Here is a 14,163-nt window from a genome sequence, read left to right as displayed (position 1 = left end):
GAGGTGTGGGTCAACCTCATCTGCCCCATCGATAGCCAAATCAATGACCGGGTGGTCGTCAAGCGTTGTAAGAGGTACGCCACACTCACGCGCTCTCATGGCAGTCTGGAACGATGTCGGGACACCGGTCACGTGCAGGCCTTCGCGGATACGTGCAGAAAGCCGCTCGATCATGTAATACACGGTGGATCCGGTCCCGAGGCCGATGACCATACCGTCTTCCACCATATCCGCTGCCTGGTATCCAGCAGCGGACTTTGCCGCCGTGAGAGCACGCGTCTTTTCGTCCATGTCAGTGATACGTATCAGTGCGTGAATTATTAAAACTGGTGATTCTGTGGCTGGCACAACCGGAGAAACGGGTGAAATCTATGTGAGGAAGATCTTCCGGATGGCGTCTTGTGTGCTGTATGCCGTGCAGTCAAGGGTGATCGGAGTGATTGAAACATTGCCTTTCCGGACTGCATGGACATCGGTCCCATCCTCTGCATCCTCCACAAGCGGCCCGTTGATCCAGAAGTATGGCCTTCCCCGCGGGTCGAGACGTTTCTCAACACCGGTATGGAAAAGTTTGCCGGCAAGGTGTGTCACCTCGTAGCCACCGGTCACTTTTGACGGGATGTTCACGTTGATGACATCTGAACCGGGGGGGAACCCGGAGGCGAGCACGCGGGAGACGACATCCCGCACAACTTTTTTGGCCTCAGCAAAACTCTGGCCATGGGTGCGGGGGTCATCGAACTTGTCACCCTGGTCTTCCACCTGCAGGGAAAATGCAATCCCCTTGGTGCCCTGGTTGGATGCTTCGAGCGCAGCACCTATCGTGCCGGAGGTCATGATGGATTCTGTCGAGAGGTTCTCCCCGATATTGATCCCGCTTACAACAAGGGTCGGCTTCAGTTTTAACGAATACAGGCCGATGATTACAGAATCTGTGGGCTTGCCTGCAACGGCCCATGCCGGTTCACCGTTGATCACGATCTGTGTTGCCCGCAGGGGTTCGAAAATGGAGATTGACCTGCCGACAGCACTCTGTTGTGTCGCAGGAGCCACGACCGTGACATCCGCGATGGATTGTAACGCTTCATACGCGGCCCAGAGCCCGATGGAGCTCACGCCGTCATCATTGGTCAGCAGGATCGAGGGTTTCATCGCATTCATTCATGTTTCCGGCAAAGGAGAAATACCTCACCGATCGGATAGGGTAATTTCATTGCAGCGCAAACATATGAGGGATGAAGGTCCTCCTTGCCGAGTATACTGTTGCCCACGAACCTGCACTTGCCCATGAAGGCGCTGCAATGCTGTCGGTACTGAAGTCGAGTTTTGAGCATTGCGGGTATGATGTTGTTCTTCCCGGGCCGGGTGACTTCGGGGAAGAGATCACGCGCCTTGCTCCAGGCTGCGACATGGGCCTTGTGATTGCACCCGATCACCTCCTTTCGAAATATACATTCCTGCTGGAGCAGGCAACCCATAACCTCGGGTGCGGGTTCATGGCCACTGCGCTCTGTGCAAACAAAGTATCATCCGGCAAGATCCTTGCAGAGAACGGCATTCCTGTTCCCGTTGCGGCACCTGCCACGGGGAAACACGTGATAAAGCCCATCAAAGGGTGTGGTTCGCAGGGGGTCCGGCTTTCCGGAGAATTCCCAAAAGAGGGGGAATTTGCACAGGAGTATATCGAAGGGGAGAATTACTCGGTCAGCATGGTCATCAACCGGGTGATCGGGGATGCCTGTGCCTACTTTTCGGGAAAACCGCCCGTAGTCCTTGCTGTCAACCAGCAGGAGATCGCTGTCGGCCCCGATGGCACCATCCAGTATCTTGGCGGGGAGACGCCGCTTCACCCTGACCGGGAAAAAGAGATCATTGACACTGCGGTAAAGGCGGCGACCGTTCTTGGCTGCCAGGGATACTGCGGTGTTGACGTTGTTGTCGCGGACAAGATTTACATCGTTGATGTCAATCCACGGATCACAACGAGCATTGTCGGCATTACTGCATGCATCCAGGAAGAGATTGCCGATATCCTTGTGTCTGCCTCGAAAGGGAACGGCCCCGATGCCGTTCATTTCAGCGGCCGGGCCAGGTTCGACTGCAACGGGAAGGTCACCCGGATATGATCGGCATCGATGTCGGGGGAGCCAACCTGAAGGTGGTCAATGACGAGGGTGTCCATATCCATTACTGTCCCCTCTGGGAGAAAGCGCCGATAGCCGACACGCTCAAACCCTATGTAAAGCAGGGTGAAACCAGTGCAGCAGTTGTCATGAGCGGGGAGCTTGCGGACTGCTTTGAGAATAAACTGCAGGGGATTTCCTTCATTGTCGGTGAAGTGCAGAAGGCGTTCCCGGGTGCCAGGTTCTATGGTATGGATGCACAATTCCATGAACGGCCGGTCCCGCAGCTGGCTGCGGCGAACTGGCTTGCATCGGCTGACTATCTAAGGGAACGGTATGCCGGTGCTATTCTTCTGGACCTCGGCAGCACAACTGCGGACATTATCCCGCTCGGGCACTTCGGGAGCCTGCATGAGCTCACCGACCTGAACCGGCTCCAGAAGGGTTTCCTGCTCTATACCGGAATGCTGCGAACCAACATCGCGGCCATCCTGCAATCCGTGGACCTCTTTGGAATTCCAACTCCCATCAGTTCAGAGTATTTTGCAACAAGCGCCGATGCCCACTTCGTGCTGGGACATATCACCCCAGATGAATATGCGTGTGATACTCCGGACCACAAAGAGAAAACCCGGAACGCTTCGCTCAGGAGACTGGCCCGCGTGGTCTGCGCAGATCTCGAAGAGATTGGTGAAGAGGGCGCATTACAGATTGCGCATCAGGTTTATGAACGGCAGAAGGCGATGGTCTGCAACGCGGCCCGGGCCTGTGCCATGGCTTATGGGGCACAGGAGATTCTCGTTGCCGGTATCGGAGCACGCCTCTTTGCCCGTGAACTCGGGGCACAGGATCTGAACCGGGAGCTGGGGCCGGTAGCCGATGCTCTTCCGGCATTCGCGGTGCGGGAAATTGCGCTCCGGAACAGGGAATTCTCCCATTGAAGGCCGGCAAATCATGAACACCGGGAAAACCAGCCTGATACTCCTGATCGGCTCACTTGTTGTCACGTTCCTGATGTGGTTCTCCGGATTCCCGTTATTCTTCCTCTTTCTCTGTGTCCCCCTTCTCCCGTTCCTTTGCAGGAAAAAGAGTATCCGTCACTGTCCTGCCTGTGGATGGGAGACTTCGGGAAATGAACGATACTGCCCATATGATGCTACTCCCCTTGAGATGCGGGATCCGGATTAAGAAAGCAGGGTGAGATCGCAGTATATCAAATACAACGAATGGCAACGCAGACCGCCATGTGCGCGGGGCTCGCCGGCAAAAATAGGACCCATTTTATTATTGGGACACTAACTTTTTCCCATAAATCCTTTTTTTGATTTGCCGTGTTTTCCTCAGGGTTTCCGCTCTCCTGCACCAGATCGTACCATTGGAAAATGGCCGGGATCAGATGATGACGAATATATAGGATCATACCGAAGTTAAGGGAGCACAACGCCATAGAGAAAAGAACGTCGGAGCCACGGGAGAATCATGAAACTACCCCCATATATTGAAACCGCATTTACCGGCCTTGAGGCTGCGATTGTCCTCATCGCCTTTGTCGTAGTCGCCGCTGTATTCTCCTATGTTGTGCTTGGGGCGGGATTCTATACAACCCAGACTGCCCAGGCAACGGTACATACCGGTGTTGCCCAGGCCAGCTCAAGCGTTGAAATTGCCGGCAATGTCATAGGAATTGCGCTGGGTGAAAATCCCTCGCGTCTAACCTACATTAACGCAAGCATCATGCTCATGGCCGGCGGAACGCCGATGGACCTGACCCAGATGGTTATCTCCTACTCTGATTCCGGCGGCGGCAGGAATCCCAGCATCAATATGATTCCCTCAGCGTGTGGCACAATACTCACCGCAAATGCTGCAACGAATAATGATATCGAGTGGTGTGTCTCCCAGAAGATCAATGAGGTGGGACTCCCCAATAACCTGCTCGAACCTAACGAGATCTGGATTATCTCTATCGGGATGCCCCCCAGCGCAACGGTCAACCAGAAGATTACCTTTAACCTGCAGCCTGCCGTGGGAGCGGTCTCATCCTTCTCAAAGACCGTTCCCGGAGCACTCTCGCGGATACAACCACTCTACTGATCCCATGTACACCCACGCAGGGGACGGGGACAATCCATCATTCTTTTTAGCCATCAGTGCCAATGCTGGATCATTGCGTGATAATCATGGCCCAGTTGCTCCTTTTCTCTGTCGGACCCGTCAATGGTGCAATTCCCCTTGAGGAGACCATGCAGGTCATCCGGATGGTCAGGCCTAAACAGAGGAACGCGGGCGACCCCCCCTGGGATGCAGGGACCATCAATCTCCATGGCAGGACACTTTCCGTTGTTTCAGTGAGGTACCTCTTTGGCCTTAAAGATGCAGTTCCCGCACTGACGGATAGGCTCATCATTGCCCGGACCGGAAACCATGACCTTGCACTCTGGGTTGATGCAACCTCCGGCGTCCACGAGATCCCCCTTCCCAGGGATGCGAAGGGGATGCCCCACCAGACATTTCCTGAAGGATCCGGTGTTCTGAAAACCGCAGAAGGACTCCTGGTTGTTTACGATCTTCCGGGGCTGCTCGCATCCGGAGGCATTATGCCGGACAGCGCCGATGACAATCTGGTGCCGGCCCGAGAGGCAACAAGAGATGACACCAGCGAACGAGCTCTTGCAGGACCTGACAATGACGGAGCACATATCAATGCGGTGCTGGCCGAACGTGCAGCAAAGATTGCCCGCCCGGAAGAGGCCCTTGTCGAAATAAAAACGGTTGAAGTCCTCAAGTTCCGGCTCGCTTACCGGGAGTATGCAATCGAGATGGGAAATATCCGGGAAGTTATCCTTACCGGAGAGATCACGCCGGTTCCCGGAACACCGGATTTCATCTCGGGGATCTGTATTGTCCGGGGCGAGATCATCTCCCTTGTCGACCTCCGCGTCCTGCTTGCCATTCCCGAGACCGGGCTTACCGACTTAAACCGCGTGATCGTCCTGACTGACAGGACACTGACCTTCGGGATCCTCGCTGACCACATCACCGGTATTGGTTCCATCGAACTGGATCGTATCTCTGCAAAAAAAACAGATCTACCCATAATGGCGAACAGGTATGTAAAAGGAGTGGCCGACGGTCCGCTTGTCATTCTCGACACCTGCGCGCTCTTTACCGACCCGGGAATGATCATCGACGAGGCATGAACCATTCCCCAAACAGGCGCAATAACCATTGCAGGGTATCCGGTTGTATTGTTGCAGCTGAGAATCACTACGTTTATGCGACATGCCATCAGGATATACAATCAGGGAATTCCTGGAACGTTCCGGAGACATATTTATGCTTGAATTCTTCTCAAACATGAAAGTCGGGACAAAGATCCTGGTCATCTGCCTGTTCCTCGCCATCATACCGACGCTGCTCCTGGGCATTGTCGCCTACACGACATCAAGCAGCGTTATCAGCGAACAGACACAGTCGCTCCTGGAGACGCAGGTCCAGGACATGAAGGGCTGGACCAACGATGTGTACAAGCTCACGCGCAACAAGGTCAACAGCGACCTGAATGTGGCAAAGCAGAACTTTTACGGGAAAGGCACCCCGCAGATCATCAACGACCGGATGACGCTTGTCACTAATGACGGTACGCAATACGTTATAAATGACAACTTCGAGATCGTTGACAAGGTCCAGTCGATGGTGGGCGGCGCGGCCACCGTCTTCCAGGTGTATAATAACAGCTATGCGGCACGTATCTCGACCAATGTGCTTGACTCCAACGGCCAGCGAGCCGTAGGCACTCACCTGACCGATAATGTCTACGAGGTTGCGGTAGAAAAGGGCGAGACGTACTATGGCAGGAGAGACCTGTTCGGCAAGGACTATGTCACTGCATATGAGCCGATCAAGGATCCCAGCGGCAAGATCATCGGTGTCCTTTTCGTAGGAACTGAAGCCGGGCAGACTCTTGATGTGGTCAAGAAGAGTATCCGCGATACAGTTGTCGGCCAGAATGGGTACATGTATGTTATTGACAGTACCGGAACCGTCCTCGTTCACCCGAATGCCGAGGGCCAGACATGGGCTGACAGGGCATATGTCCAGGAAATGTTCGTCAAAAAAGAAGGAGCGGTTCCCCATGATGTGGAAGGAACGCAGGTTATCGATGCGTACACGTATTACGAACCCCTTGACTGGTATATTGTCTCCCGGGCAGAACTTGCTGACTTCAGCGGTCCGATTGACACCATCCGGAACACGATCTTAGCCCTGGTCCTCGCATCCATGGGCATCGGTGCAGCAGTCGCGGTCCTCTTTGGGAAATCCATCTCCGAACCCCTGCAGCAGGTTGTCCTGATGATCCGGGAACTCAGGAACGGCCATCTCTCGGCCCGGCTGAACCTCAAGCGCAAGGACGAGATCGGCATGATGTCTGCCACCATGGATGAGTTTGCCGACGATCTCCAGACGAACGTTGTCGGCGATATCAAGAAGATCGCAAACGGGGAATATATCGAACAGTTCTCTGAACCGGTGGACGATCGCGATGAGATCCGGCCTGCCCTTCGGATGATGGTCGATTCACTGGACCACCTGCACAAGGAAACAATCAAGCTGACCGATGCTGCCCGGGCCGGGGATCTCTCTGTACGCGGTGACGAGAAGGCATTCCGCGGCGGGTACCGGATGATCATCGCCGGTTTCAACAAAACGCTTGAAACCATCACGGAGCCGGTCAACGAGGCCATGCGCCTTGCCCGATTCTATGCATCCGGTGATTTCACGGCACGGTTCGATGAGAAGATTCCGGTTGCCGGCGAATTCGTCGCGTATCGCGATGCCCTCAACACCATCGGTATCGAGTTACAACGGCTCATGAAACTGATCAACGAAGAACTGTACGAAGGCATATCGGTTCTCTCCTCGGCGTCAAGCGAACTTTTAACCGTGACGACCCAGCTCTCCTCAACCAGTTCACAGACCGCGTCGACCGTAAACGAGACCTCCGATACGGTCGAGAGCGTGCGGACCAAGACAGACCTGATGAACCAGAAGACAAAAGAAGTATCAGAGAAGGCCATGAACGCCCTGAATGTCTCCGGTGACGGGCAGAAGTCGGTCCAGGAGATCCTCGACGGAATGAACCATATCCAGCGCCAGATGGACATGATCGGCATGAACGTCATCAAGCTCTCGGAGCAGAGCCAGGCTATCGGGGAGATCATTGCAACGGTGACGGACATCTCTGAACAGTCCAACCTGCTCGCGGTGAACGCATCCATCGAAGCGGCAAAAGCCGGTGAACTTGGCAAAGGTTTTGCCGTGGTTGCTCACGAAATCCATAACCTTGCCGAACAGTCAAAACAGGCAACTTCGAACATCCGTACCATCTTAACGGATATCCAGCGGGGCGTTTCATCGACGGTGATATCTACCGAACGGGGGACAAAGTCCGTAGCTGATGCAGTCCGGCTGACAAGCGATGCCCGCGAGGCAATCGAGGTCCTCACGCGATCGACTGCCGAATCATCGCGACAGGCCATCGAGATCGCCTCATCCATCCATGAACAGGCAACCGGCATGGACCAGATATCCCTGGCCATGGAGAAGATCCGGGATGCAGCCCAGAAGAACCTCGATATCACCCGGAAAGCAGAGAAAACGGCAGAAGACCTCCACGAGCTGGGTCTCCGGTTAAAGAAACTCACTGTCCAGTACCATGTGTGAAGTGCGCCTTCCATGAAAGGAACGGATGCTGAATTCACAAAAAGACTCCTTGCCACGTTCCGCGAGGAAGCGCGGGAACACCTGGACGTTATCGTCGCAATACTCCTCGAGCTGGAGAAAGCGCCCCCCGTACCGGAAAGTGCAACGGTCGAGCGGATTTACCGGACAACCCACAGCCTCAAGGGTGCGGCCCGGGCGGTGGGACAAAAGGAGATCGAGTCCGTCTGCCAGAATCTGGAGAACATCTTCTCCCGCATGAAAAAAGGGACGTATGTCCCCGATGCAGACGATTTTGATATTTTCCACCAGGCCGCCAGGGTGGTCCAGGGCATCCTGGACGGGGCCGGACAACCCGTTACCCCGGTTACCGATATTGTTTCGTCACTCCGTTCCCTTACGCGGAAAGAATCATCTCCCGGCGACACCGCGACTCAGCAAAAACAGGAATTGGAGAAGCACCCGGGAGGTCCTCCTGTGCGTTCCACGGCTGATATGCCGGGGGTTAATCCCTCCCTGCCGGAGAGGGACCAGGGGGATATCCGGAAACCTCCTGTGCTCTCCACAGGAGCAAGTCGACCGGAGGGAGACGGTGCAACGGTCCGCATTGCGGCACACAAACTCGACCGGCTCATCGCGGGTTCGGATGACCTTCTCACAACCCGCCTTTTCATTACCCACCGCATGCGGGAACTGGAGGAGTGGCTGGCACGGTTCACCATCTGGCGGTGGAACCAGGCCGCCATCTCCACGGATATCCACCGTATCCGCGAGCGGTCGTTCGGTTCAGGCAAGGCAGATCTGCCGGCAGATCTCGTCCTGCCACTCCAGCGGCTGGTGGAATTCCTGGACTATGACCGCGAGTTCGTCACCTATCTCCAGCATGATCTCACCGAATTTATTCGCGCAACAGACCGGGACCGGGCTGCGCTTGAAGCCAGCACCTTAGAGATCTCCGAACTTATCCATGATGCGGTTCTCCTGCCGGTATCAAGCGTCCTTGCACCGTTCCATGGCCTTGTGAGGGAATATTCCCGTACTACCGGAAAACAGGTTGAACTGGTGATCGAAGGCGGGGAGATCGAAGTAGATCGCCGGATCCTCGACAGTCTCAAGGATCCGCTGATGCACCTGATCTACAACAGCATCGACCACGGGATCGAATACCCCGATTTACGGGCGCTGCATAATAAAGCCATCAGGGGAACGGTTCGAATCCGCGTTGTCCTTGTCTCCGGAGGGAAAGTTGACATCGAGGTATCGGACGATGGGAAAGGGATAGACGGGAGTGAAATCCGTAAAGCTGCGGTCAGGATCGGCCTTATATCCGAGCAGGAAGAGGCACGGCTTACCAATGCTGAGGCAGTCTGGCTCATCTTCCGTTCCGGCTTTTCGACAAGCCCTATCATAACAGAAGTCTCCGGGAGGGGGCTTGGCCTTGCCATTGTGGAAGATACCATTACCCGTCTTGGCGGGTATGTGACCATCGCGTCCGAACACGGGAAGGGAACAACAATCACCCTGCGGATCCCGGTCCGTCTTGTGACCTTCCGTGGCGTTGTGGTCCGTTCCGGCAGCCAGGTCTATGTTATCCCCATGCAGCAGGTACAGCAGGTCTTACGGATAAAACCCGATACCATCTTCACCCGTGGCAGGCGCCAGTACATCAGGGTAGATGAACAGGATATCGGCATCGTAAAACTATCCGATGTCCTTGATGTCCCGGTATCCCGCCTGCCAACCGGCAAAGATACTCCTGTCTCCCTCATCGTCATCGCCTACGGTGCCGGCCAGGTCGCATGCCAGGTGGATGAGATTATGCATGTCCAGGAGATTGTTGTCCGGCCGCTCGGAAGCCAGCTCCGGAGGGTACGCCGTATTGCCGGAGCAACGATCCTTGGTGACGGGACGCTTGCACTTGTGCTCGATCCTCCCGAACTGATCCAGGAGTCTCTCAGGATCAGCACCCGCGGGGCAGCCCCGTTACAGAAAGGCGAACCTGCACCCATTGTCCTTGTTGTCGAAGACTCAGTAACCTCGCGGGCTTTCCTCCAGATGCTCCTGGAGCGCGAGAGATACCGGGTGATGACCGCCACTGACGGAATGGCGGCTTTCGCAATTCTTAAAGAGCATCAGGTAGATATTGTCGTATCGGATGTTGACATGCCCCGCATGAACGGGTTTGTACTGACAGAGAAGATACGGAGCGATCCAAAACTCCAGTCCCTTCCGGTCGTGCTGGTGACCTCGCTGGATTCCGCAGAAGACCAGAAGCACGGGATTGCTGTCGGCGCAGATGCGTATATTGTCAAAAGCAGTTTTGAGAAAAGCGCCCTGCTTGCAGTCGTCAGGAACTTAATTTGGACAAAAAGACCGCAGGGGCGTTTGGGAGCCAGACGGTAAATCATGGAGCAGATCGCGAAAAAAACGGTAAAGATCCTGATCGTGGAAGACAGCCGCACACAGGCGGAATACCTTCGCCACATCCTCGAAACCGAAGGATACCGGGTCCTGCTGGCAGAGAATGGCAGGGACGCACTTGAGAGTGTCAAAAGCTTCCTCCCCACGATGATCCTCTCGGATATCGTCATGCCCGAGATGGACGGATATGAACTCTGTAAAAGGATCCGTGAGGATGAAAAAACAAGGGGGATCCCGGTCATCCTCGTCTCCCAGCTCTTTGATCCTGCTGACGTGATCCGCGGTCTCGGGTGCGGGGCTGATGATTTCATCGTCAAACCCTATGACCCGGACTATATCCGGGCCCGCATCACCGGCATCCTTGAAGCGATCGGCCAGCCGGATCCGGAAGGAGTCCCATTCCCCCTTGACATCTCTCATGCAGGAAAGACCCACCGGATCGCGGCGAGCAGGCTCCGGATTATGCGAATCCTTCTCTCCACGTATGAAGTCGCGGTGAGGAGGAATTCCGAACTCGAAGAGGCGCGCGAACAGCTCAACGCCATGAATGAACAACTCCATGGTGCAGTCGATGACCTGAAAGAATCAAATGCCCGGCTTGAAGCCGAAAACACCGAACGGAGGAGGGTCGAAAAAGCACTCGACGAGGCCAACAAGAAACTGAACCTGATGGCCAGTATCACCCGGCATGACGTGGTAAACCAGCTCACGACCCAGAACGAATCTCTCGAATATGCACTCAGGCTGAAAGATACGGATCTGAATAAGGCATGGGAGTATGTCTCCGCTGCAGCCCAGATAGGGACATGTACTCTCAACTCTGTAAAATTTACCGGAGACTACCAGAAAGTGGGGGTCAAATCACCCCAATGGCAGGATGTCCGTACCCTCGTCGATGCCGCAGCCGAAGAGAAGGTTCCCGGCAACCTGAAGGTCAAAAACGAGGTCCCTGCCGGAACCGAGATTTATGCCGATCCGCTCATCGGCAAGGTGTTCTCCAACCTGATGGAAAATTCGGTAAAATATGGTGAGAAGGTGACTCTGCTCCGCGTCAGCATGGAAAAGACATCATCCGGGTCAACTATCATCTGCGAAGACGATGGTGTCGGCATCCCTGATGGACGAAAGGAGTCGATATTCACGTACGAACACGGCATGACCATGGGCCTTGGTCTCTTTCTCGCCCGGGAAATATTGGCCATCACCGGAATCACCATATCCGAAACCGGGACGAGCGGCTCCGGTGCCCGCTTCGAGATCCACTGCCCGGAACAAGTTATCCGCAATCATGATCCCGCACCCGCATAGCCCCCCTCTCCGGGGTCTGCACCTGCCCGCAAACAGCTGAATCTGCACCTGAAGTTACGTTTACAGGATCTCAAAGAAATGAACGTCCCGAACCTGTCTGTCATCACCCATCCCCCCCGAAAAGACCGCATCATCCTGCTCGCGATAGTCACCGCGTGTACCCTTGCCATTAACCTCTTTGGCATCCTTGCCGGGCTCACGGCAGTCCTCTCCCACCTCCTCTATTTCCCCATCATCCTTGCTTCCTACTGGTATCCCCGCCGCGGCCTCCCGTTTTCCCTTAGTGTTGCCCTTATCTTTGCACTGGAGATAACTCTCTTTGCCCCGGTCGATCTCGTGCTCGGTTTTGCTACCTTTGCACGGTGCGCAATCCTCGTGCTTGTCGGGTGTATCGTCTCGTTTTTGTCATGGAACCTGGCACAGTCCGAACAGCAGCTCCACGATATCATCGAGTTTTTGCCCGATGCAACCTTCGCGATCGACAAGGAGGGCAGGATCATTGCCTGGAACCGTGCACTGGAGACCATGACAGGACGGTCGAAAGCCTCGATGCTGAACCGCGGCAACTACGAGTACGCACTTGCGTTTTATGGCGATCGCCGCCCGATGCTCGCCGGCCTGATCATCAGTGACGGGAGCGGGATCCCCAGGAAATATCCCCAGGTAAGAAATGAATCCGGGACACTGGTATCAGAGATCTTTCTCCCGCACATGCAGGGGGACCGGGGCATGCACCTCCGCTTCTCCGCTTCTCCACTCCTGGATGCAAACGGGAACGTAGCCGGAGCCATCGAGTCCATCCGGGATATCACCGACCGGGTTATGACCGCATCCGCGCTGGAGAAGACCAGCCACCGGCTCAATACGCTTGCCGGCATCCTGCGGCATGATATCTCCCGTAAGCTTGCTGTCCTTTACGGCCAGCTCCGGTTTGGCGTCATGAAGTTCTCTGACCCCGAGATTATTGCGTACATCGGCGACCTCAAACTGGCTGCTGACGGAATAACACGGCAGATCGACATCTCCCGCGAATTTCGCGATATAGGCGGGACGCCCCCGTCATGGATTTCTGTGCAGAATGCGGTTGCTACAGCAGCAGACCGCCTTGAGTTCAGGAACGTGACGTTCCATGCATGGACCGGCAGGCTCTGCGTCTTCTCGGACCCGCACCTGCCCACGGTCTTCTACCACATCCTCCACAACTCGTTAAAAGAGTCAACGCGCGCAACGAGGATCGTCATCACGTACCAGGTCCGTAACGAGGGCTGTGCCATCATCATCGAGGACAACGGGACCGGCATTCCGGAGAATGAGAAAGACGGACTCTTCGTACAGCGCAAGGACAGTTATGGCAGGGGACTTTTCCTTGCAGCGGAAATTGTCTCCCTGACCGGCATGGCTATCCGCGAGACCGGGGAGTACCGCAAAGGTGCGCGGTTTGAGATCCTGGTTCCATCGGAAGGGTATCGGGTAGAAAACTCTGCCACCGGGACCGGAACCTCGCAGCGCCACATCTCTCCCACGACAGAGGAGAATGGAGTCCCGGTGGGACGGGAATTGCGGGCAGATGAATTCTCCCTTGCCGATGAAGTCTGGAAGGAGTACCATGATACCACTGGCGATCCTACGGTGGACCGTATTTTCGGCGTCTTCCATTCCGGAAAACTGGTGTCCATAGCCCGCTGCCGTCGGCACCCGGACGGGCTTGAGGTGGACGGTGTCTTTACACCGGCACAATTCCGGAAGAACGGGTACTCCCGCATCGCTGTTGGTGCACTGGTGGAGGCCTGCCATAATGACGACCTCTTCATGTACGCGGTCCGCCACCTGGAGGGGTTCTATCGACAGTACGGCTTTGAACCCATACCCGAAACCCTGCTCCCCCCGGCAATCCGCGAACGATACACGTGGGCTGCCGGTAATCTCGAGGGGGCCGAGGTGCTCCCCATGCAGCGGAAAGCCGGGCTCTGACAGCAGCAAAACAGGAGTGAAAATGGGTCGTGGATCGTCCAGGTCACTTGTGACGGAAGAGCGGGATCATCGGCCTGAGGGGGTCATACGAACCCCGGGCCGAGAGATCATACGTCCGTTGGAAGGCCCCCCCCATCACGTTCTCGAATGTTGCAACAGCCTTTGCCTCTGCAAGCATTGATTCCAGCGGGTACTCGTTGACCTGGTCGGCCGCAAGTGCCTGGATACGGTATTCAATATTGACCGGGACAAGCGAAACATGGATGTTCACGGCATCGGCATTTCCGGAATTCCGGATAATAATCCCTTTTGCGTCATCCCTGAGTTCAACAACCACATCAGGCAGGTTCCTTGTATCCTGCATGATGAAGAGGGACATGGCAATGACTGCAACAAGGACAAGGACAACACCGCCGGCATAGATACTGATGAGTGACGCAACTATCGTGAGGATGATCCCGGCTATAGCCAGGAACAGGAATTTCCGGTCCATAGTCTTCATTGTCCCGTTCCCTTCATCTGCTTAACGGTTTTTAGCCCGGAACCGCGATTTCTCCTCCTCCGGTGTAATGGCAATCACCCTCTGCCATACCCGGCCCGTATTATTTACGGGATATTG

At 55.4% G+C, this 14,163-nt stretch carries 12 protein-coding genes; 9 read left to right on the top strand and 3 right to left on the bottom strand.

The window, feature by feature from the left end; genetic code table 11:
- Positions 1 to 291 (bottom strand): ribose-5-phosphate isomerase A (locus CW742_RS00970; protein ID WP_292415550.1); only part of this gene is annotated, 291 nt, incomplete at its 3' end.
- Between the two features lie 78 nt (positions 292 to 369).
- Positions 370 to 1,152: a 5'/3'-nucleotidase SurE gene (surE, locus tag CW742_RS00965; protein ID WP_292415549.1), complete on the bottom strand. Its 783-nt coding sequence runs from the start codon at positions 1,150 to 1,152 to the stop codon at positions 370 to 372.
- A gap of 83 nt (positions 1,153 to 1,235) precedes the next feature.
- On the opposite strand from surE, the gene CW742_RS00960 reads away from it, so the two are divergent.
- The 9 genes from CW742_RS00960 to CW742_RS00920 all read left to right on the top strand — a co-directional run bounded on the left by CW742_RS00960 (position 1,236) and on the right by CW742_RS00920 (position 13,544).
- Positions 1,236 to 2,126 (top strand): ATP-grasp domain-containing protein, encoded by an 891-nt coding sequence (locus CW742_RS00960; RefSeq protein ID WP_292415548.1) that lies wholly within the window; start codon positions 1,236 to 1,238, stop codon positions 2,124 to 2,126.
- Positions 2,123 to 3,064: a hydantoinase/oxoprolinase family protein gene (locus tag CW742_RS00955; protein WP_292415547.1), complete on the top strand. Its 942-nt coding sequence runs from the start codon at positions 2,123 to 2,125 to the stop codon at positions 3,062 to 3,064. Before CW742_RS00960 ends, CW742_RS00955 begins: the two co-directional genes overlap by 4 nt.
- A 13-nt stretch (positions 3,065 to 3,077) precedes the next feature.
- Positions 3,078 to 3,311, top strand: a complete 234-nt coding sequence (locus CW742_RS00950; protein WP_292415546.1) for a hypothetical protein — start codon at positions 3,078 to 3,080, stop codon at positions 3,309 to 3,311.
- A 291-nt stretch (positions 3,312 to 3,602) separates the two neighbouring features.
- Entirely contained in the window at positions 3,603 to 4,217 is a 615-nt protein-coding gene (locus CW742_RS00945; protein WP_292415545.1) for an archaellin/type IV pilin N-terminal domain-containing protein, read from the top strand.
- A gap of 86 nt (positions 4,218 to 4,303) precedes the next feature.
- A complete protein-coding gene (locus CW742_RS00940; protein WP_292415544.1) occupies positions 4,304 to 5,323 on the top strand; it encodes a chemotaxis protein CheW in 1,020 nt (339 codons plus the stop codon).
- 136 nt (positions 5,324 to 5,459) lie between these two features.
- Positions 5,460 to 7,847, top strand: coding sequence for a methyl-accepting chemotaxis protein (locus tag CW742_RS00935; protein ID WP_292415543.1), 2,388 nt, complete (start codon positions 5,460 to 5,462; stop codon positions 7,845 to 7,847).
- A 12-nt stretch (positions 7,848 to 7,859) separates the two neighbouring features.
- Complete coding sequence (locus CW742_RS00930) at positions 7,860 to 10,247, top strand: response regulator (protein WP_292415542.1); 2,388 nt, start codon at positions 7,860 to 7,862, stop codon at positions 10,245 to 10,247.
- A 3-nt stretch (positions 10,248 to 10,250) separates the two neighbouring features.
- Positions 10,251 to 11,573, top strand: coding sequence for a hybrid sensor histidine kinase/response regulator (locus CW742_RS00925; protein ID WP_292415541.1), 1,323 nt, complete (start codon positions 10,251 to 10,253; stop codon positions 11,571 to 11,573).
- A 78-nt stretch (positions 11,574 to 11,651) separates the two neighbouring features.
- Positions 11,652 to 13,544: a PAS domain S-box protein gene (locus tag CW742_RS00920; RefSeq protein ID WP_292415540.1), complete on the top strand. Its 1,893-nt coding sequence runs from the start codon at positions 11,652 to 11,654 to the stop codon at positions 13,542 to 13,544.
- A 43-nt stretch (positions 13,545 to 13,587) separates the two neighbouring features.
- On the opposite strand, the gene CW742_RS00915 is transcribed toward CW742_RS00920, so the two are convergent.
- Entirely contained in the window at positions 13,588 to 14,046 is a 459-nt protein-coding gene (locus CW742_RS00915) for a hypothetical protein (protein WP_292415539.1), read from the bottom strand.
- Positions 14,047 to 14,163 lie beyond the last annotated feature (117 nt).

The sequence above is a fragment of the Methanoregula sp. genome, assembly GCF_002835825.1.
Lineage (GTDB): Archaea > Halobacteriota > Methanomicrobia > Methanomicrobiales > Methanospirillaceae > Methanoregula.
This window is presented reverse-complemented; position numbering and strand designations above follow the sequence as displayed.